Source organism: Pseudomonas sp. QS1027, from assembly GCF_002814235.1.
Lineage (GTDB): Bacteria > Pseudomonadota > Gammaproteobacteria > Pseudomonadales > Pseudomonadaceae > Aquipseudomonas.
Genome location: NZ_PHSU01000004.1, coordinates 346,294 through 365,250, shown reverse-complemented (window position 1 = coordinate 365,250; position 18,957 = coordinate 346,294). Strand labels below are relative to the sequence as shown.

Here is an 18,957-nt window from a genome sequence, read left to right as displayed (position 1 = left end):
ACGCAGATGAAAAAAGGCTCCGTATCGAAAGATACGGAGCCTTTTTCGTTGAGGCCCGGCGGCCTAGACTTTAAACCGCGCCACGGTCTGGTGCAGGGCGCCGGCCATCTGCGCCAACTCCAGGCCAGCCGTGTGAGTCTGCTGGGCACCCTGCGAGACCTGCTCGGACAGGTTACGAATCCCCACCAGGTTGCGATCCACCTCCCGCGCCACCAGGGCCTGTTCCTCCGTGGCACTGGCGATCATCAGGTTGCGTTCGTTGATCTGCGAGATCGATCGGGTGATCTCCTCCAGCGCCTCGCCGGAGCGCCGCGCGACCTCCAGGGTGGCCTGCACCAACTGACTGCTGCTTTGCATGGCGCTCACCGCCTGCCCGGTGTCCTGCCGCACGTTGCCGATCATCTGCTCGATTTCCTGGGTCGAGACCTGGGTGCGATGGGCCAGCGCCCGCACCTCATCGGCGACCACCGCAAAACCGCGTCCGGCATCACCGGCCCGAGCCGCTTCAATCGCCGCGTTGAGGGCCAGCAGGTTGGTCTGCTCGGCGATGCTGCGAATCACGTCCAGCACTTTGCTGATGTCCTGCACGCGCCCGGCCAATTGCTGGATACGCTGTGAGGTATCGGTCATGCCATCCGCCAGCGTGCCGATCGAGGCCACTGTTTCCTGGACTTGCTCACGGCCGCGCTGCGCGGTTTGCTCGGAGACCTTGGACGCCTCGCTGGTGCTGACGGCGTTGCGCGCAACTTCGTCGACCGCCGCGGTCATTTGATTGACCGCCGTGGCCGCCTGCTCGATCTCCTGGCCCTGCAACTGCAGGCTGTTGCGGGTCTGGCTGCTGACCACGCTCAACTGCTCGGACGAACTGGCCACCTGATCGACCGACGCCGCAATGCCCTTGACCATCGTATTCAGGTTTTGCTGCATCTTGTGCATGTTCAGCATCATACTATCGGCGCCACTGGCATTCAGCGGCACCTGAATCGTCAGGTCGCCCTGGGCGATTTGACTCAACACCCGCGCGGCCGCATCGGGCTCCCCGCCCAAAGGCCGGGTGACACTGCGCGTGACGACGATCGCCGCCGCGGTGACCGAGACCAGGCAGAGCACAAACAAGCCCAGCATGTTCCGCCGCGCGTCGTTGTACAGCTCCTCCGCCGACCGCTCACGATCGACGAAGATCTGCCCTTGCAGCGCCATCAGGGCGTCCAGGCTCTGGTAGACTTGGAGCTCGGCGGGAATGACTTGCTGCTTCAACTGCGTCATGGCGGCATCGACAGTGCCTTGCTTGATCAGCACCTGCACTTGGGTGAACGCGGCGACATAAGCCTCGCGATTCCGTTTCAGGGTCGCATAGGCGCTCTTGCCCTCTGGGGTATCGAGCAACGGCTCGAGGGTTTCAAGGGCCTGGCTGATGTGTTTTTTGGTGGTTTCGATGGACTGTTGTGCTTGCTGATTGTCTTTGTCGAGCAGCAGATCCCGGGTGTTCCTGGCGTTATCCCGCACACCGGTGGCGATGACCATGATCGGATCGATCTTCGGCCAGTCCTGCTTGACGATCACCATCGCCTGTTCCTTGAGCGTTGCCAGATCGTGCAACGCATACAACACCAGGCCAGTGAGGACCAACGGCGCAATTGCAAAGCCGATGACAATACGTTGTGCCGTGCTTAACTTGGCCATATCAGACACTTCCCGATCAGGGTTTCGAATACGGTTACGGCAAAAAAAAACGCCTGAAACCTCTCGGTTCCAGGCGCCTTTGCCTGTTCCTTTACGGTGTTGAAACCAGGCCTCCCTGCCTGATCCACCGATGTTGCCTTTCACCTGTTCGAACAGCCGCTCGTCGTTAAGCGAGGGGCCGTCCACAGGACTGCGCTTGAGGTGAACCTGAAAGGAGTATTGCACCCTTTGTGCCAGCCGCCAGCGCGAGGGACTTCAATACTCACTGATTAGGGTAACCATTCGAGACGCCTGGACGAATGATGGCAAATACCCATGAGCCCATCCCTGATTGGTGCAAGCCGCCACCCGTGGCGCCCTATAAAAGTGCAGATAGTGATCACCGTTCCCATCGCGCCCCGTCGCGGTGCCCGGGCCTGGGGAGTCAGCGATTCACCGTTAGCTGACCTTGATGATCACCTTGCCCTTCGCCCTGCCCTGTTCGACATAGCTCAATGCCTCAGCGGTCGACTCCAGCGGGAAGACTCTATCCACCACCGGCTTGATGGCGCCAGACTCAATAAGGGCGCTGATTTCGTGCAACTGTGCACCATTTGCCCGCATGAAAACGAACGCGTAGCGGAGACCGGCTTTACGCGCCTTCCTGCGGATGCCTAGGCTCAACAGGCGCATGACCTGCTTCAATCCCCAGGACAGGCCCTGCTCTTCGGCGAATTGCGGAGTCGGTGGGCCGGAGATGGAAATCAGTTGTCCGCCCGGTTTCAGCACCTTGAGCGATTTCTCAAGGACATCCGACCCCAGGCTGTTCAACACGACGTCGTAGCCCTGCAGCACAGTCTCGAAGTTCTGCTTCTTGTAGTCGATCACAACGTCCGCGCCCAGGGCTTTCACCCACTCGACATTGCTTGTGCTGGTGGTCGTGGCCACAAAGGCCCCCAGGTGCTTGGCGAGCTGGATGGCGACAGTGCCCACCCCACCTGAACCCGCATGAATAAGCACCTTCTGCCCCTTCTTCAGCTTGGCGGTTTCCACCAGCACCTGCCAGGCCGTCAGTGCCACCAGGGGCATGGACGCGGCTTCGCCCATGTCGAGGTTTCCGGGCTTCAGCGCCAGCGCATCCTCCGTCACGCTGATAAATTCGGCAAAGGTACCGATGCGATCATCCTGCGGGCGGGCGTAGACTTCGTCGCCAGGCTTGAACCGGCGCACGTTGGCCCCGACACGCACCACCACGCCCGCCAGGTCATTGCCCAGTACCAAGGGAAAGCGATACGGCAGGATCAGCTTGAACTCGCCCTTGCGGATCTTGGAATCCAACAGGTTGACGCTCGCGGCATGGACCTGGACCAGAACGTCGTTGGCCCGCACCTCAGGCTCGGGTAGCAGGCCAATCTGTCCATTCCCCTTGCCATAGCTATCGATGAAAAATGCCTTCATGGTGATCTGACTCTCTGAATGACGAAGTTGAAGCGCCGTGGTGAGCATGGACGGCGCCGGAATCCCGAGACTGCCTGTTCGGCGAGTCGAAGTGTCAGGCCTCGAGGAAGGCCAGGGCCTTGGGCACGAAGTCGGCGTGGTGCTGGAAAATCCCGCCGTGCCCGGCGTCTGCATAGATGATCAGTTGCGCGTTCGGGATGCGGTGCGCCATATCAGTAGAGTTGACCGTAGGCACCATGATGTCGTTATCACCATTAGCGATCAGCACCGGGATGCGCAGGCTCCCCAGATCCTGGGGAGCCTGCCGCCCCCAGGCCTTTATCGCTTTCAATTGCCGCATGAAGGCGGCAGGTGTGGGACCTTTGTCCCGGTTCTGTTTGCGCTCCGTCAGTCGCTTCAAGAAAGCCTTGGCCGCTTGCCGACCATTGGCCGTAGTCGTGAAGAACAGGTAGGACTTCGGGTCCCGCTGCGTCAGCAAACCCTTGATCATCAACGGCCAGGACACGCTACCCACCTTGTCGATACCTTGGCCGCCCGCAGGCCCGGTGCCGGTCAAAATCAGCTTGCGGACCAACCCGGGGGCTTTGAGCGCGATGTCCTGCGCCACAAAGCCGCCCAGTGAAAACCCCAGCAGGTCGACCTTCTCGAAGCCCAGCGCGTGGATCAGGGCGATGGCATCCAGAGCCATTTCAGCGACGGTCAGCGGCGCTGTTCCGCCTGAGGCGCCGATACCCCGGTAGTTCGTGGCGATGACATGACGCCTGGCGGCAAGGCCATCGACGATCCGCGGGTCGAAATTGTCCAGAACCGCGCCCCAATGGTTGAACAGAATCAAGGGCACACCACCGCGAGGCCCCAGATCACGGTAGGCAAAGGCTGTCCCCGCGACGTTGATCGAGCGGTTCACCGCATCGACATACGACGGAGCGGACCCCAGGTGCAGGTATTGCTCGGCATGGCTCATTGTTGACTCCGTGGGTTTCGTAGGGGTGTCGCCCATAACCTCGGCCTTGCAGAGAGTGGCGAGTCATTATGATGATGATCATAATCCAAATCGTCAACTACTTTGATGACGATCGACATCTATGTATAGTGAGCGCCTGACTGTTGGCAGAAACAACGAGGCATCGAGGCATGAGAGTCACCAAAGCCCAAGCCCAGGCGAATCGGGCACACATCGTCGAAACGGCGTCCGTGCTGTTCCGTGAGCGGGGCTATGACGGCGTGGGAGTGGCGGACCTGATGGCGGCGGCCGGCTTCACCCATGGCGGGTTCTACAAGCATTTCCGTTCAAAAGCCGATTTGGTGGCGGAGTCGGCGGCATGCGGGCTGGCACAGACCCTGGCCAATGGCGCCGGCCTCGACCTGGCCGAGTTCGTCACGCTGTACCTGTCCCGGGAGCACCGTGATGGCCGCAGTGTGGGTTGCACGATGGCGGCCCTCTGCGGGGATGCCGCGCGTCAATCGGAAGAGATCAAGGCGACTTTTGCCGACGGGATCGAAAACACCCTCGCCGTCCTGGAACGCGAGAGGCTGGCACTGGGCGACGTGGATCAGCACACCGCGCGGGCAACGATGATCAACCGGCTGGCCCAGGCGGTCGGTGCCGTCATGTTGTCCCGTGCCTGTCCGGATGACTCACCACTGGCCGATGAGATTCTCGAGGTCTGTCGCACGGCCATGCTCGCGCCCCTGCAGCCGCCGACCCGCTGAAATCTCAGACGCCCCCCGCCCCTCAGCTATCAGCGCCCAGCACGATACCGGGCACATTGGCGAAGTCGCCCTCCCGCGTGGTGTTGGCCACCCGCTCCAGCAGGTAGCGCGCCGGGGGTTTGCCGACCGCCTTGCGGAACATGGTGACAAAGCCGCTGGAACTCTCGTAGCCCAGGTCCAGGGCCACCGCCTGCACACTTTCGCCCCGGGTCAGCCGCCGCAGTGACAGGATGATATGCAACTGCCGGCGCCAACGGCCGAAACTCACGCCGGTTTCCTGCAACAACAGCCGACTCATGCTCCGCTCGCTCATGCCGATACGCGTGGCCCACTCGCTCATCGGCACCTTGGCCGAAGGCTCGTCCAACAGCCGCTGCGCCAGTTGCCGTAGCCGCCGGTCTCGCGGCATGGGCAAGTGCAGGTCTTCCACCGGGGCCTCGCATAACTCGTCGAGCAACGTCGCGACCAGACGGGCATCGCGCCCCTGCACGTCATACAGATGTGGCAGGCTCACCGCCCGCAGGATCAGTTCCCGCAATAGCGGCGAGACCGCAAGGGTGCAACAGAATCGAGGTAGATTGGCGACGGCCTCAGGCTCGATGAACAGGCAGTAGCACTCCGTTTCGCCAGAACCACGAGCCACATGCAGCATGCTGCCCGGGATCCACACCGCGCATTGCGGCGGCACGATCCAGACCCCATCCTCGACCTCGCAATTGAGGATGCCGCGTACCGAATACAGCAGTTGTGCCTTGCGGTGCTGGTGCTTGGCATGCTCCCAGCCTTCGGAGACCAGGGAGGCATTCAAGGCGTAGACAGGACGGGGAATGTTATCGACATCCCGTGAGCCCGCCAGATCGTCGCATGAAGTTTTCATCAAGGAAGTGAGCCTCGGGGCTGAACGAGCATTTGGCCGTTTTGAAAAATAGTGTGGCCATATTTCGCAATGACGTCCAGTCGGGGGCTGAGTATCGTGTGGGTGATCCTATTGAGTACCCAGGAGTACCGACATGCTGGTCAATGCCACACGGTTCCCGCTGGTCTGGATGCAGACAGGCCTATCCACCCTGACTTAGGTAAATCCCATGCACCTCGTTGCCATCAGCACCGTTGAAATCCACGCAAAAGATAGTTGTTCAACGACCCTCCAGGCTCGACTGGACGCATTGGTTGAAACCTTGCGGGCGCTCTCAGGCTGCGCCTCCTACAGCCTGACGCGTTGCTCTTCACGCCATGACGTCTGGATCATGACCGGCTACTGGAATGCGCTGGCTACCATGGAAGCGCACTTCAGCCTGCCTTGCCTGGCGGATCTGTTCGCCCTGACGCTGGAGCGACTGGCCGATACCCTCAAGTTCGGCACCTTTGTGCTCAGTGCTCCCGGGCACAACCCTTGTGCAATTCGGCCGCCAGCCTCTCTTCGTCCAGCGCCCCTTCCCACTTGGCGATAAACAGCGTTGCCACACCGTTGCCGATCACATTGATCAACGCCCCGCCCTCGGAAATGAACCGGTAGACCCCCAGTACCAGCACCAACCCCGCCGCCGGGATCACATCCAGGCTGCCGAGGGTCGCCGCCAGGGTGATGAACGCCCCGCCGGTGATACTGGCCGCGCCCTTGGAGGTCAGCAGCAGAATGAACAGCAAGGTCACCTGGTGCCAGAGGTCGAGGGGAATATCCAGCGCCTGGGCAATGAAAATCGCCAACACCGTCATGTTGATACAGCTGCCATCGAGGTTGAAGCAGTAACCCGAAGGCACCACCAGGCCCACCACCGATTTCTCGCAGCCAAGGCGCTCCAGCTTGCCCATCAAGCGCGGCAAGGCCGACTCCGAAGACGAAGTCCCCAGCACCAGGAACAGTTCGTCGCGGATGTACTTGAGAAATTGCCACAGGCTGAAACCCGCCAGCCGCGCCACCAGATTGAGCACCACAAAGACAAAAAACAGCGCCGTCACGTAATAGCAGATCAGCAAGTTGCCATACGCCCCGAGAGAGCCCACGCCGTACTTGCCGACCGTAAAGGCCATGCCGCCGAAGGCGCCCAACGGCGAGACATACATGACAATCCTGACCATGCGGAAAAACGCCTGGGCCACCAGGTCGATCAGGTTCAGCAACGGCTTGCCGGCGGCACCGAGCATCTGCAAGGCAAAGGCGAACAGAATCGAGATAAACAGCACCTGGAGGATATCGCCCTCGGCAAAGGCGCCGAACACGGTACCGGGCACGATATGGGTGAGAAACCCCACCACGCTCTGTTCATGGGCCAGCTTGCTGTAGCTGTCGATGGCATGGGCATCGAGGCTCGCCGGGTTGATGTGCATGCCGGCACCGGGCTGCATCAGGTTGACGCCGATCAATCCGACCACCAGCGCCAGGGTGGTCAGCACCTCGAAGTACAGCAGCGACTTGAACCCGACCCGGCCGATGCGCTTGAGGCTCTGCATGCTGGCAATGCCGCTGACCACGGTGCAGAAGATGATTGGCGCAATCAGCATCTTGATCAGCTTGATGAAGGTGTCGCCCAGCGGCTTCATTTCTTCGCCGAGGCTGGGGTAGAAATGCCCGAAGACAATGCCCAGCACGATCGCCAGCAGCACCTGCACATACAGATGGCGGAACACTCCGCGCAGTCTTGAAGGGCGCGGTTTTCCTATTGTTATTGTTGTCATGGGTCGACCTTCTTGTTGGGGGTGAAGCCGTTACGAAACGAGGTTGATCAGGTTCCCCGAGTAGTAGCCGTGCAGGTTGCCGAGGATGCCATCGGCCAGGCGTTGCAGGCTGCTCTGGCTGGCCCAGGCCACATGGGGCGTGACGATCAGGTTGGCATGGCGGTGGGTGAGCAAGGGCTGGTCAGCCGCCGGCGGCTCCTGGCCCAGCACATCGAGGGCTGCACCGCCGAGACGGCCGCTGTCCAGCGCGGCGAGCAGCGCGAGCTCATCCACCAACGGTCCGCGGGCGGTATTGATCAGCAAGGCACCGGATTTCATCCGCGCCAGTTCCGCGGCACCGATCAGGTGGCGGGTGTGCTCGGTCAGCGGGCAGTGCAGCGAGATCACATCGCTTTGCGCCAGAACCGTTTCAAACGCCTGGTAACCCTTGCGCACGGGGATCGCGCCACGGTGTTCGGCATACAGCAGCTGCATGCCCAGGGCACTCGCCAGACGGGCCGTGGCTTGGCCGATGCCGCCTTTGCCGATGATGCCCAGCACACTGCCCTGCACATCCCGGATCGGCGCGCGATGGACGCAGAAATGCCGCGAACCCGGCCAATCCCGCACGGCGGCGGCCTGGTAGGCGAACAGCTGGCGACGCAGGGCGAAGATCGAGGCGATCACCGATTCGGCGACACTTTGCGCCGAGTAGGCCGGAACATTGCACACCGTCACGGCGAAATCACGGCAGGCCGCCAGGTCGATGCAGTCGTAACCGGTGGCGGCGACGCAGATAAACTTCAGGTTGGGCAGTTGCTCAAGTTCGGCCCGGCCGATGCGCACCTTGTTGGTGATCACGGCATCGGCATTGCGGGCGGCGTCCACCACTTGCTCCGGAGTCGTGTCGGGACGGTCCTGCCAGTCCGTGACCCAGGCCGGGCGCGCCAGGCCCACGGGCAGACTGGCGCTGTCGAGAAAGACCACCTTCATGCTGCAGGCTCCGGCTGTACCGGTTCGGAAATCTCGATCAGGTTCAGGTCCGGATCACGCACATACACCGAGCGGATCGGCCCGGTGGCGCCAGTGCGCAGCACCGGACCTTCGATGATTGGCCAGTCGACGCGGGCCAGATGAGCAATCACCTGGTCCAGGGGGATCGAAGCGATAAAACACAGGTCCAGCGCCCCCGGCACCGGCAGGTGCGCCTTGGGCTCGAACTCGTGACCACGCACATGCAGGTTGATTTTCTGCTGGCCGAAGGCGAATGCCTTGCGCCCGCCGGCAAAGGTCTGCACCTGCATGCCCATGACTCGCACGTAGAAGTCCTCGGCGGCCACCGGGTCGATGGTGGTCAGCACCAGGTGGTCAAGATGGTCGATCATGGTTGCAACTCCTGGGTTCGGGTCGACGGCACCTGTTTTTCCAGGTTGGCGACATGGGCGGGTATCGGGTGCAGGTCCAGGCGTTTGCCGGCCTTGAGGATCTGGCTGGGAATCTCGTGGCCGACCAGGCCCGGCAACTGCGCGGCCGCCGCCAATACGCGGTCCAGGTCGACCCCGGTGTCGAAGCCCATCAACTGCAGCATGTGCAGCAGGTCTTCGCTGCAGACGTTGCCACTGGCCCCTGGCGCGTAGGGGCAACCGCCCAGGCCGCCAAGGGATGCGTCGAAACGGTCGACACCGGCATCAATGGCCGCCAGGGCATTGGCCAGGGCCATGCCACGGGTATTGTGGAAATGCAGGGTCAGTTGCAGCGCCGGAAAACGCTCACGCACCGCACGGGACAGCGCCTCGACCTGACTCGGGTAGGCCATGCCCGTGGTGTCGCACAAGGTCACGCCACGGGCGCCCCGTTCGGCAAAGCGCTCGACCCAGTGCAACACCTCGCCCACCGGCACATCGCCCTGCATCGGGCAGCCGAACACCGTCGACAACGACACATTGATCGCCACCGGTGCCTGGCCGATCACGCTGAACACCTCGCTGAGCTGGGCAAACGACTGCTCGCGAGTCATGCGCAGGTTGGAACGGTTGTGGGGTTCGCTGACCGACATCACCAGGTTGGCTTCATCGATATTGCACCCCAGGGCCCGCTCGGCACCGCGCACATTGGGCACCAGCACGGTGTATTCCACCGCCGGATGACGCCGGATGCCGTGCATCACCGCTTCGGCGTCCCGCAGCGCGGTAATGGCCTTGGGCGAAGTGAACGAGGTGACCTCGATCTTGGCGAAACCGCATTGGCTGAGGCTGTCGATCAGGGCGATCTTGTCGGCGGTTTCGATAAACCGCGCTTCGTTCTGGAAGCCGTCACGGGTGGCGACTTCCTGCAGGAAAAGACGTTGCATGGGTATTCCTCGGGTTCAGATGATGCCGCGTTGGCGCCAGTCGGCCTGCTGCGCCGGGTCGATGCCAAGCTGGTCGAGAATCTCGCCGGTGTGCTGGCCGAGAGTGGGTGCCGGGCGTGCTACGCGGCCCGGCGTGCTGCCCAGCTTGGGCACGATGCCGGGCAAGGTCACTGGCGTGCCGTCGTCCAGCTGGCTGTCGAGCAACATGTCGCGCGCCCGGTAATGCGGGTCCTGGGCGATGTCGGCGGCGTTGTAGATCTTGCCGGCCGGGATGCGCGCCTCGGTCAGGATCGACAGCACTTCGTCGAGACCCAGCCGCGCGGTCCACTGGGAGATGGCGGCATCGATGCGCTCGACCTGCAACACGCGGCCGTCGTTCTGCGCAAGGTCAGGATCACTCGCCAGATCACGACGGCCAATCACCTCCATCAGGCGTTGATAGATGCTGTCGCCATTGCCGGCGATCAGGGCAAACCCACCGTCGCGGCAACGATAGGCATTGGTCGGGGCGATCCCCGGCAAACTGCTGCCGGCGGGCTCGCGAATGGTGTTGAACACCGAGTATTCGGGCAACAGGCTTTCCATCATGTTGAACACCGACTCGTACAGCGCCACGTCGATCTGCTGGCCTTCCCCGGCGTTCTGCTCGCGATGACGCAGGGCGAGGAGAATGCCGATCACCCCGTGCAAGGCCGACAGCGAGTCGCCAATGGAAACACCGACCCTGACCGGCGTGCGCCCGGGCTCGCCGGAGAGATGTCGCAGGCCGCCCATGGCTTCGCCGATCACCCCGAAGCCGGGACGGTCACGGTAGGGGCCGGTCTGTCCGTAGCCGGAAACCCGGAGCATGATGAGTCTGGGATTCAGCGCGTGCAGTGTGTCCCAACCCAGCCCCCAGCTTTCCAGGGTCCCCGGGCGGAAATTCTCGATCAGCACATCGGCGTCGACCACCAACTGACGTACCACCTGCTGAGCCTCGGCCTGGCGCAGATCCAGGGTCAGCGAGCGTTTGTTGCGCGACTGCGCGGCCCACCAGACGGAGGTCCCGTCGTGCAGCAGGCGCCATTTGCGCAGCGGGTCACCGCTGAGCGGCGGCTCGATCTTGATCACATCGGCACCAAACTCGCCGAGCATTTTCGCCGCAAAGGGTCCGGCGATCAGTTGACCGAGCTCAACGACCTTGATGCCTTGCAGAGGTAATTCCATGACATTTCCCGCGCTTGTCGAGTACTTGTGCTAGGGATAATCGACACAAATTGAACAGATGAAAATTTCATATTTCGCCACTATCCTTTCCAAACTGGAAAGCCTCGGACTCTTTTGATGATCAATCCCCTGCATTTCGACCTGTTGTCCTTGCGCCTGCTGATCTTCGCCGCCGAGTCCGGCAACCTGACCCGCGCCGCCGACAAGGCCAACATGACGGTCTCGGCAGCCAGCAAGCGCCTGGCCGAGCTGGAGCGCACGACCCAATGTCCGTTGTTCGTGCGCCTGCCGAGGGGGCTTGAACTGACGGCGGCGGGACAAGGCATGGTCGAACACGCCAGGACGATTCTTGAAGGGGTCAACCGCATGGCCTCTGATGCCAGTGATTACGCGGTGGGTGTACGCGGACATGTACGGCTATTCGCCAACACCTCGGCGGTGGTCCAGTTCCTGCCGGATGACCTCGCGCAGTTCCTGCGCGACAACCCGCACGTACGCATCGGGCTGGAAGAAGCCCTCAGCGAACCGATCATTCAAGCCGTGGAAAACGGGCGTGCCGATATCGGTATTTTTGCCGATAACGTGCCGGCCGAAGGGCTCTGCACGCTGCCCTATCGTGATGACCGCCTGGTGCTGCTGGTGCCTGTCGGCCATGAGTTGGCCAATGCGGGCCGTGTGTCCTTCACGGACACGCTCGGCTTCGATTATGTGGCACTCAACCAAGGCAGCTCATTGCTGCGCAGAATCACCGACGCCGCCGTGAGCGCGGGCAAGGTCCTCAAGGTGCGCATTCAGGTCAGCAGCTTCGACGGTATCTGCCGCATGATCGAAGCGGGTTTGGGGATCGGGATATTGCCGTTGCAGGCGGTGCGGAGCGAATTGCTCGGTACTCGCCTGATAGCGGTCGACTTGAGCGATGACTGGGCGCAGCGCACCCTGTTTGTCGGGGTCAAGGACGCAGCGCAACTGGCCCCGGAGGCGGCCAAGTTGTTTGAGTATCTGAGTAGTGTGCGTGGCGCGGACAAACAAGAACGCCATTCGCACTGAGGTGGCTTGCTACTTAAGCACCAAACTCCTTTTCCAACTCCGCCTGCAACCACTCGATAAACCATGTCACATCCGCCGACAGTTCGGCAGACGGCGTCAGCACTCGATAGCTTTCGAGCCTCACCTGGGCGTCGACCGCCCGCACCAACCGGCCGGCCTTGAGCTCTTCGCGCACCAGCACTTCATTGGCCAGGGCAATGCCCTGCCCGCTCTCGGCCACCGACAGGGCATGGTCATTGTTGACGTAGAGCATGTCGGAGTTGAGGTGAATATCCAGACCGTGGGCGGTGAACCACAGGTTCCACCACTCCCCGTCATCGACGTGGATCAGGTTGTGTTTCACCAGATCCGCCGGGGTCTCGATGGGCTCGATGCCGGCCAGGTAACCCGGGGTACAGATCGGAAAGACCCAGGGACGGATCAGGCTCGCCCGTGAATGCGGATATTGCCCGTCCAATCCATACACGATCCCCAGGTCAGTGCTCTTGCCATCCACCGAGGTGAAGGTGGAATTGGGCTCGATGGCGAACTTCAAGCCCGGCCGCAGGTGGCGCATGACTTCGATGCGTGGCATCAGCCAGCGCTTGGCGAATCCCGGCACCACCATGATCCGCAGCCAGCGCTCGGCCTCCTTGGGCCGGACCTCCTTGCCGGCGTCGATCATCAGTTGCAAGGCCGCTGCAATCTTGCGGTGATACTTCTCCCCCGCCAGCGTCAGGGTGACACCCCGTGAGGTGCGCTCGAAGAGTTGAACCCCCAGCCATTCCTCCAGCAGCTTCACATGCCGACCGATAGCGGGCTGGGTCACGTGCAAGTCTTTCGAAGCCTCGACGTAGCTGCCCAGGCGGGCCGCCGCATCGAAGGCACGCACGGCATTGAGCGGTGGCAAACGGCGATCAGGCATGATTGCAGGCGCCCTTGGCTATTAATTTATTTAACAGCAGCTATGTTAAATCTGAAGTTTCGCTGTCGCAACCGCTCACTGATAATCAAGCCACAACAAAACAAACGAACACCCGAACACATCTCGATCCTGCCCAAAAAAATAATATCCATTGCTCATCGATTTGGCTGTCTGCGGCACATCGGCGAGCCATGGGGGAATCGGAGGTCACGCATGAATGCTGTGCATTCGCTGCAAACACTGGCGGTGTCGATCCGCTCGGTGCGCAAGGTCTACGGAGATCCACACACAGGTCCCGTGGCGCTGAAAAGTATTGATCTGGACATCCGCGACAACGAATTCTTTACCCTGCTCGGCCCGTCGGGCTGCGGCAAGACGACCCTCCTGCGGATGATCGCCGGGTTTGAATTTCCGACCGAAGGCGAGATTCTGCTCTACGGCGAGAACATCGCCGACCGCCCGCCCTTTCAACGCCCGGTCAACACGGTGTTTCAGCATTACGCGCTGTTCCCGCACATGACCATCGCCGAAAACCTGGCCTTCGGCCTCGAATCCCAGCCCATGGGCAAAGTCCTGAACAAGGCCCGGATCGCCGAGCGGGTCCGCGAAATGCTCGCCCTGGTGCAGATGGAGCGCTTTGCCAGCCGCAAGCCGGCGCAACTGTCCGGTGGTCAACAACAGCGTGTGGCCCTGGCCCGGGCCCTGGCACCCCATCCCAAGGTATTGCTGCTCGACGAACCGCTCTCGGCCCTCGACCTCAAGCTACGCCAGGCCATGCGCGAAGAACTGAAAACCATCCAGGCCAGGACTGGCATCACCTTCATCTTCGTCACCCATGACCAGGAAGAAGCCCTGACCATGTCCGACCGTATCGCCGTGTTGTCCGAAGGCGAAGTACAGCAGGTCGGCCGCCCGGAAGATATCTACGAGCGCCCGCGCAATCGCTTTGTGGCGGACTTTATCGGCGAAACCAACTTCATCGAAGCGACGGTCACTCACCTCGAAAACGACCTGGCCTGGTTTGCCGGGCCCGCCGGTCATCCGCTGCCGGCGCAGCCCTGCAGCGACGTGCTGGTCGGCGCAAGCGTGACGCTGTCGGTGCGGCCGGAACGCCTGCACCTGGTGGCGTCGCACACCGAAGCCGCGCTGCGGTGCCGGATCGAAGCGCAGGTCTATCTCGGTACCGACCTGCAATATCAGGTCAGCCTGAGCGACGGCTCGCGTCTCACCGTGCGTACGCCCAACAGCGTCGAGCAGAGCCTGCGCTTCGCCGTGGGCAGCCAGGCCGGCCTGCTGTTCGACCGCGGTAGCGCCAGCGTCCTGCACGATTGAACACGAGGATTTGCCATGCACGCCATCCCCATAGCCAACACCCTGGAACGTCGCCGCGCCTTCCAGAGCTTCCTCGGGGTCAGCCCGGCGCTGATCGCCATCAGCCTGTTTCTGATCGTGCCGATCCTGATCGTCATCGGCTATTCGCTGATGGAAGCCAACCCCTATGGCGGGGTGAACAAGGTCTTCAGCACCGAGGCCTACACCTCGCTCTTGTTCGAACGCCAACTGGACGACAGCCTGGCCTTCACCGACGCCTACCTGATGATCGCCTTGCGCTCGATCGGCATCGCCGGGCTGACCACCCTGATCACCCTCCTTATCGGCTTTCCGGTGGCGGTCTGGCTGGCGATGCAGCCGGCCCATCGGCGTGGCCTGCTGATTTTCCTGATCACCGTGCCGTTCTGGGCCAACCTGCTGATCCGCACCTACGCCTGGATTCTGCTGCTGCGTAACACCGGGCTGATCAACAACAGCCTGATGGGCCTGGGCCTGATCGACCAGCCGCTGCCAATGCTCTACACCGACGGCGCCGTGCTGCTGGGGTTGGTCTACACCTACGCGCCCTTTGTCGTGCTGCCGATCTACGCCACCCTGGAAAAGATGGACACGCGCCTGCTGGAGGCCGCCCAGGATCTCTATGCCGGACGCCTGCGCACCTTGCACAAGGTGGTGCTGCCCATCGCCAAGCCAGGGATTATCGCCGGCGCCATCCTCACCTTCGTGCCCTGCCTGGGGGCGATGATTGCCCCGGAGCTCCTGGGTGGCGGTACCAGGATGATGCTCGGCAACCTGATCTTCAGGCAGTTCAGCGACGCGCGTAACTGGCCCTTCGGCGCAGCGCTCTCGCTGGTGCTGATGGCGGCGGTGATGCTGGTGCTGACGGTGTATGCCCTGCGTGCCGAACGCCAGCGCATCGCCAAGGGAGGTGTGTGATGCGACGTCTCTTCAAGCGAAACGAGTTCAGCGTGCAGGACTTCCCCGGCTTCGGCGGCTTCAGCTTCCTGTTCTACCTGTACCTCTACGCACCGATCGTGGCGCTGGTGGTGTTCTCCTTCAACGCCAATCAATCGGCGACGGTCTGGACCGGCTTCAGCCTCGACTGGTATCGCGCGGCCTTTGCCAACCAGGCACTGCGCCAGGCAGCGGGCAACAGCCTGCTGATCGCGGTGTGCGCCAGCATGATCGCCACGGCCATTGCCACCCTCGCTGCCCTCGGCACTTCGCGGGGGGCCCGGTTCAAGGGCCTGCAACTGTCCATGGGCGCGATCATGCTGCCGCTGGTGCTGCCGGAAATCGTCACCGGGGTCGCCACCCTCGCGCTGTTTTCCACCCTCGGCCTGTCGCTGGGCTACGGCAACCTGATCATCGCCCATACGGTGTTCTGCATTCCCTTTGCCTACCTGCCGATCCGGGCCCGACTCAATGACATGGACCTGTCGCTGGAACAGGCCTCGGCCGACCTGTATGCCGGCCCGTGGCGGACCTTTCGCAAGGTCACCCTGCCACTGCTGATGCCAGGGATTTTCTCCGGGCTGATGCTGGCCTTCATCGTCTCGCTGGATAACTTCGTCATCTCGATGATGGTCTCCCAGGCGGGCACTACCACCTTGCCGATCTTTATCTTCGGCCTGTTGCGCATGGGCGTGACACCCGACGTCAACGCCGTCTCGACCCTGATCCTGGGCGTCTCGGTGCTGTTCGTCAGCCTCTCCTGCCTGCTGGGCAAAAAGAACGCCTGAACCTTCTACGTACTGTGGGGAAATAGCATGAGCAAGCTGATTGCAAGCGTCACCACCTCGTTGTTACTCGCCTTGCCGCTGGCCGGGGTCAAGGCTGCGGAAAAACTCAACGTGGTGAGTTGGAGCGGTTACTTTTCGCCGGAGATTCTCGCCAAGTTCCAGCAACAGACCGGCATCGAAGTCACCGTGGATTCCTACGATTCCAACGAAACCCTGCTGGCCAAGCTCAAGCAAGGCGGCGCCGGCTATGACGTGGCGATTCCGTCGCACCAGTTCGTGCCGATCCTGATCAAGGAAAACCTGCTGGAGCGCTTCGACCCGGTCAAGGAGCCCTACTATGCCGGCATTGTCGACAACTTGAAGAAACCCACCTGGGACCCGGAAGGTGCCTACTCCGTGCCATTCATCTGGGGCACCACCAGCGTGGTGCTCGACAGCGCACGCTACACAGGCCCGACTGACAGCTACAAGGTGCTCTATGAGCCGCCGGTCGAGTTGCAGGGCCGGATCAACATGCTGGATTCGGTCAGCGACGTGATCGACACGGCCAGCCTGTACCTGAATATCCCGCTGTGCAGCGAAGACCCGAAACAGATGCAGCAGATCCTGGCGCTGCTCAAGGCGCAGAAACCCTTCGTCAAGACCTACAGCTCCAAGGCCGGCTCGATCCGCGAGAACCTCGCTGCTGGCGAAATCGACATGTCGATGTTCTGGGGTGGCTCGTCGATGCGCGCCCGGGAAATGAAACCCAGCCTGAAATACCTCTACCCGAAAGAAGGCGTGATGGCCTGGGTCGACAATATGGTCATCCCGGCGGGCAGCAAGAACCCGGCGAACGCCAAGGCCTTCATCGCCTTCCTCAGCCAGCCTGAAAATGCCGCGATGACCCAGAACTTCCTCAAGCACCAGAGCCCGATCAAGGGCGTGGAACCCTTCCTCGACGCCGGCCTCAAGGACGCACCGGAACTGCATATCCCCGCAGGCACGCGGGTGGTGTTCAGCCAGACCTGTGGCGAAGGTGCAATTCGCCTGGCCGACCGTCTCTGGACCAACCTGATGCGTTGATCCCTGTCGCCCCGTCGCCAGGACGGGGCCTTTCTCCCGCCGTCTGAAAGGCAGTGTTGCAATGACTTCCAATAACATCAACGAACTGGTCCTGCTGCAGGCCCACGAACTCGCCGAGCGCATTCGCCGGCGCCAGGTTTCTTGCCGGGAAGTGATGCAGGCCTACCTGACCCACATCGAGCGCTTCAACCCCCGGGTCAATGCGCTGATCAGCCTGCAAGCCCCCGAAGACCTGCTGGCCCAGGCCGATACCCGCGACGCCGAACTGGCCCGCGGCCAATACCGCGGCTGGATGCACGGCCTGCCCCATGGGATCAAGGATCTGTCCCAGACCCGGGGTATTCGCACCACCCTCGGCTCGCCGCTGTACAAGGACTTTATTCCCGATCGCGATGGGATCATGGTGGAGCGGATCAAGGGCGCCGGCGCGATCATCATCGGCAAGAGCAACACCCCGGAATTCGGCCTCGGCTCGCAGAGCTACAACCCGCTGTTCGGTGCGACCGGCTGCGCCTTCGATCCGAGCAAGACCGCCGGTGGCAGCAGCGGCGGCGCGGCGGCGGCGCTGGCCCTGCACCTGGTGCCGGTCGCCGATGGCAGTGACATGATGGGGTCGTTGCGCAACCCGGCCGCGTTCAACAATATCTTCGGCTTCCGTCCGTCCCAGGGCCGCGTGCCCTTCGATGACAGTACCGATCTGTTTTTCGATCAGTTGGGTTACGAAGGTCCCATGGCTCGCAGCGTGCGCGATGCCGCCTTGTTGTTATCGGTGCAGGCCGGAGCGGATGCCCGGGCGCCCCTGTCCATCGCCGAGCCCGGCAGCGCTTTCGCCGCGCCGCTGGAACGGGACTTCACCGGTACCCGCCTGGGCTGGCTGGGCGACCTGAACGGCTACCTGCCCATGGAAAACGGCATTCTTTCACTGTGCGAGAAGACCTTCGCCGATTTCGAAAGCCTGGGTTGCCACATAGAGCCCGTACAACCTGAATTTGCCCCACAACAATTGTGGAGCAGTTGGAGAACCTTGCGCCACTGGATGGTTGCCGGGTCCCTGGGACCTGCCTATGCCGACCCGCAAACGCGTGCGCAGTTGAAACCGGAGGCCTGCTGGGAAATTGAAAACGGCCTGAAGCTCTCGGCCAGCGAAGTGTTTGCCGCTTCGGTGGTACGTAGCAACTGGTACCGCGCGATTTCGAAACTCTTCGAACGCTACGACTATCTGCTGATGCCGAGCGCCCAGGTGTTCCCGTTCGACAAAAATATCCCTTGGCCAAAAGCCATTGAAGGCGTGGCCATGGACACCTATCACCGCTGGATGGAAGTGGTGATTCCGGGCACGCTGTCCGGCTGCCCGGTGGCCAGTGTCCAGGCCGGCTTCAACGAAAATGGCCTGCCGATGGGCCTGCAGATCATCGGCAGGCACCAGGCCGATTTTGCCGTGTTGCAACTGGCGCACGCCTATGAGCTGGCGAGCCGCTGGTTCACGCGGCATCCGTCGCCGCTGCTCGGCGAGGCCTGGCACTGAACACGCCTCCTGTTCACGCCAGCTTGGCCACGGGGGCGTGGCGAGTGCTGGTAAACAGCCCACCCCCGATGTCCCGCACGATGTCCAGGTGCACCTGCGGGTCCCGGGTTTCGGACTCCAGCAGCAAGGTGGAGGCCACCACCGTCGCCCCACAGTAATCAAGGCAGGTGCGGTTTGTGGTCTATAGTTCCTAGCGAATCAATTGATCATTTCTTTCGCACGGACGCTACAAGGCCCCCCTCCTCGAGCCACCACCCCGTCGGATGCCCGCTAGCCTAGAGTGTTGCTACAACGCAGG

Annotated in this window: 19 protein-coding genes; 8 read left to right on the top strand and 11 right to left on the bottom strand. The window is 62.1% G+C overall.

The genetic code is table 11. The features are described 5' to 3' along the window. Positions 1–63: 63 nt before the first annotated feature. The 3 genes from CWE01_RS05325 to CWE01_RS05315 all read right to left on the bottom strand — a co-directional run bounded on the left by CWE01_RS05325 (position 64) and on the right by CWE01_RS05315 (position 4,084). Positions 64–1,683: a methyl-accepting chemotaxis protein gene (locus CWE01_RS05325; RefSeq protein WP_100939487.1), complete on the bottom strand. Its 1,620-nt coding sequence runs from the start codon at positions 1,681–1,683 to the stop codon at positions 64–66. Between the two features lie 438 nt (positions 1,684–2,121). Continuing rightward, entirely contained in the window at positions 2,122–3,120 is a 999-nt protein-coding gene (locus tag CWE01_RS05320; RefSeq protein WP_100939486.1) for an NADP-dependent oxidoreductase, read from the bottom strand. A 94-nt stretch (positions 3,121–3,214) separates the two neighbouring features. Further along, positions 3,215–4,084, bottom strand: a complete 870-nt coding sequence (locus CWE01_RS05315; RefSeq protein WP_100939485.1) for an alpha/beta fold hydrolase — start codon at positions 4,082–4,084, stop codon at positions 3,215–3,217. Positions 4,085–4,254: 170 nt separating this feature from the next. On the opposite strand from CWE01_RS05315, the gene CWE01_RS05310 reads away from it, so the two are divergent. Beyond that, entirely contained in the window at positions 4,255–4,833 is a 579-nt protein-coding gene (locus tag CWE01_RS05310; RefSeq protein ID WP_100939484.1) for a TetR/AcrR family transcriptional regulator, read from the top strand. 22 nt (positions 4,834–4,855) lie between these two features. Here the strand turns inward: CWE01_RS05310 and CWE01_RS05305 are convergent, their stop codons facing one another. Continuing rightward, positions 4,856–5,710, bottom strand: a complete 855-nt coding sequence (locus tag CWE01_RS05305) for a helix-turn-helix domain-containing protein (protein ID WP_100939483.1) — start codon at positions 5,708–5,710, stop codon at positions 4,856–4,858. A gap of 208 nt (positions 5,711–5,918) precedes the next feature. On the opposite strand from CWE01_RS05305, the gene CWE01_RS34170 reads away from it, so the two are divergent. Further along, on the top strand, positions 5,919–6,284 hold the full coding sequence (locus tag CWE01_RS34170; protein WP_157815184.1) for an antibiotic biosynthesis monooxygenase: 366 nt from the start codon (positions 5,919–5,921) through the stop codon (positions 6,282–6,284). On the opposite strand, the gene CWE01_RS05300 is transcribed toward CWE01_RS34170, so the two are convergent. The 5 genes from CWE01_RS05300 to CWE01_RS05280 are packed head-to-tail and all read right to left on the bottom strand — an operon-like array spanning position 6,205 to position 11,044. Beyond that, on the bottom strand, positions 6,205–7,509 hold the full coding sequence (locus CWE01_RS05300) for a dicarboxylate/amino acid:cation symporter (protein ID WP_100939482.1): 1,305 nt from the start codon (positions 7,507–7,509) through the stop codon (positions 6,205–6,207). The two genes, CWE01_RS34170 and CWE01_RS05300, sit on opposite strands and share 80 nt — an antisense overlap. A gap of 30 nt (positions 7,510–7,539) precedes the next feature. Beyond that, positions 7,540–8,481, bottom strand: a complete 942-nt coding sequence (locus tag CWE01_RS05295; protein WP_100939481.1) for a D-2-hydroxyacid dehydrogenase — start codon at positions 8,479–8,481, stop codon at positions 7,540–7,542. Continuing rightward, positions 8,478–8,873, bottom strand: coding sequence for a VOC family protein (locus tag CWE01_RS05290; protein ID WP_100939480.1), 396 nt, complete (start codon positions 8,871–8,873; stop codon positions 8,478–8,480). Before CWE01_RS05290 ends, CWE01_RS05295 begins: the two co-directional genes overlap by 4 nt. Then, positions 8,870–9,838: a hydroxymethylglutaryl-CoA lyase gene (locus CWE01_RS05285; protein WP_100939479.1), complete on the bottom strand. Its 969-nt coding sequence runs from the start codon at positions 9,836–9,838 to the stop codon at positions 8,870–8,872. The genes CWE01_RS05290 and CWE01_RS05285 overlap by 4 nt, the downstream gene beginning before the upstream one ends. Positions 9,839–9,853: 15 nt before the next feature. Continuing rightward, complete coding sequence (locus CWE01_RS05280) at positions 9,854–11,044, bottom strand: CaiB/BaiF CoA-transferase family protein (RefSeq protein ID WP_100939478.1); 1,191 nt, start codon at positions 11,042–11,044, stop codon at positions 9,854–9,856. A 117-nt stretch (positions 11,045–11,161) separates the two neighbouring features. On the opposite strand from CWE01_RS05280, the gene CWE01_RS05275 reads away from it, so the two are divergent. Next, positions 11,162–12,091 (top strand): LysR family transcriptional regulator, encoded by a 930-nt coding sequence (locus tag CWE01_RS05275; protein WP_100939477.1) that lies wholly within the window; start codon positions 11,162–11,164, stop codon positions 12,089–12,091. A gap of 13 nt (positions 12,092–12,104) precedes the next feature. On the opposite strand, the gene CWE01_RS05270 is transcribed toward CWE01_RS05275, so the two are convergent. Beyond that, positions 12,105–12,995, bottom strand: a complete 891-nt coding sequence (locus CWE01_RS05270) for a LysR substrate-binding domain-containing protein (RefSeq protein WP_100939476.1) — start codon at positions 12,993–12,995, stop codon at positions 12,105–12,107. Positions 12,996–13,208: 213 nt separating this feature from the next. Between CWE01_RS05270 and CWE01_RS05265 the strand changes: the two genes are divergently transcribed. The 5 genes from CWE01_RS05265 to CWE01_RS05245 all read left to right on the top strand — a co-directional run bounded on the left by CWE01_RS05265 (position 13,209) and on the right by CWE01_RS05245 (position 18,659). Then, positions 13,209–14,327, top strand: coding sequence for an ABC transporter ATP-binding protein (locus tag CWE01_RS05265; protein ID WP_100939475.1), 1,119 nt, complete (start codon positions 13,209–13,211; stop codon positions 14,325–14,327). 15 nt (positions 14,328–14,342) lie between these two features. Continuing rightward, complete coding sequence (locus tag CWE01_RS05260; protein WP_100939474.1) at positions 14,343–15,263, top strand: ABC transporter permease; 921 nt, start codon at positions 14,343–14,345, stop codon at positions 15,261–15,263. After that, positions 15,260–16,069, top strand: coding sequence for an ABC transporter permease (locus CWE01_RS05255; RefSeq protein WP_177143101.1), 810 nt, complete (start codon positions 15,260–15,262; stop codon positions 16,067–16,069). The genes CWE01_RS05260 and CWE01_RS05255 overlap by 4 nt, the downstream gene beginning before the upstream one ends. 27 nt (positions 16,070–16,096) lie before the next feature. Then, positions 16,097–17,134, top strand: coding sequence for an extracellular solute-binding protein (locus CWE01_RS05250; protein ID WP_100939472.1), 1,038 nt, complete (start codon positions 16,097–16,099; stop codon positions 17,132–17,134). 61 nt (positions 17,135–17,195) lie between these two features. Next, complete coding sequence (locus CWE01_RS05245) at positions 17,196–18,659, top strand: amidase (protein ID WP_100939471.1); 1,464 nt, start codon at positions 17,196–17,198, stop codon at positions 18,657–18,659. Between the two features lie 13 nt (positions 18,660–18,672). Here the strand turns inward: CWE01_RS05245 and CWE01_RS33800 are convergent, their stop codons facing one another. Next, entirely contained in the window at positions 18,673–18,798 is a 126-nt protein-coding gene (locus CWE01_RS33800; protein WP_256346585.1) for a hypothetical protein, read from the bottom strand. Between the last annotated feature and the right edge of the window lie 159 nt (positions 18,799–18,957).

Coding starts and splice junctions, on each gene's coding strand:
- CWE01_RS05325 (WP_100939487.1), bottom strand. CDS start 1,683: ATGGCCAAGTTAAGCACGGCACAACGTATTGTCATCGGCTTTGCAATT.
- CWE01_RS05320 (WP_100939486.1), bottom strand. CDS start 3,120: ATGAAGGCATTTTTCATCGATAGCTATGGCAAGGGGAATGGACAGATT.
- CWE01_RS05315 (WP_100939485.1), bottom strand. CDS start 4,084: ATGAGCCATGCCGAGCAATACCTGCACCTGGGGTCCGCTCCGTCGTAT.
- CWE01_RS05310 (WP_100939484.1), top strand. CDS start 4,255: ATGAGAGTCACCAAAGCCCAAGCCCAGGCGAATCGGGCACACATCGTC.
- CWE01_RS05305 (WP_100939483.1), bottom strand. CDS start 5,710: ATGAAAACTTCATGCGACGATCTGGCGGGCTCACGGGATGTCGATAAC.
- CWE01_RS34170 (WP_157815184.1), top strand. CDS start 5,919: ATGCACCTCGTTGCCATCAGCACCGTTGAAATCCACGCAAAAGATAGT.
- CWE01_RS05300 (WP_100939482.1), bottom strand. CDS start 7,509: ATGACAACAATAACAATAGGAAAACCGCGCCCTTCAAGACTGCGCGGA.
- CWE01_RS05295 (WP_100939481.1), bottom strand. CDS start 8,481: ATGAAGGTGGTCTTTCTCGACAGCGCCAGTCTGCCCGTGGGCCTGGCG.
- CWE01_RS05290 (WP_100939480.1), bottom strand. CDS start 8,873: ATGATCGACCATCTTGACCACCTGGTGCTGACCACCATCGACCCGGTG.
- CWE01_RS05285 (WP_100939479.1), bottom strand. CDS start 9,838: ATGCAACGTCTTTTCCTGCAGGAAGTCGCCACCCGTGACGGCTTCCAG.
- CWE01_RS05280 (WP_100939478.1), bottom strand. CDS start 11,044: ATGGAATTACCTCTGCAAGGCATCAAGGTCGTTGAGCTCGGTCAACTG.
- CWE01_RS05275 (WP_100939477.1), top strand. CDS start 11,162: ATGATCAATCCCCTGCATTTCGACCTGTTGTCCTTGCGCCTGCTGATC.
- CWE01_RS05270 (WP_100939476.1), bottom strand. CDS start 12,995: ATGCCTGATCGCCGTTTGCCACCGCTCAATGCCGTGCGTGCCTTCGAT.
- CWE01_RS05265 (WP_100939475.1), top strand. CDS start 13,209: ATGAATGCTGTGCATTCGCTGCAAACACTGGCGGTGTCGATCCGCTCG.
- CWE01_RS05260 (WP_100939474.1), top strand. CDS start 14,343: ATGCACGCCATCCCCATAGCCAACACCCTGGAACGTCGCCGCGCCTTC.
- CWE01_RS05250 (WP_100939472.1), top strand. CDS start 16,097: ATGAGCAAGCTGATTGCAAGCGTCACCACCTCGTTGTTACTCGCCTTG.
- CWE01_RS05245 (WP_100939471.1), top strand. CDS start 17,196: ATGACTTCCAATAACATCAACGAACTGGTCCTGCTGCAGGCCCACGAA.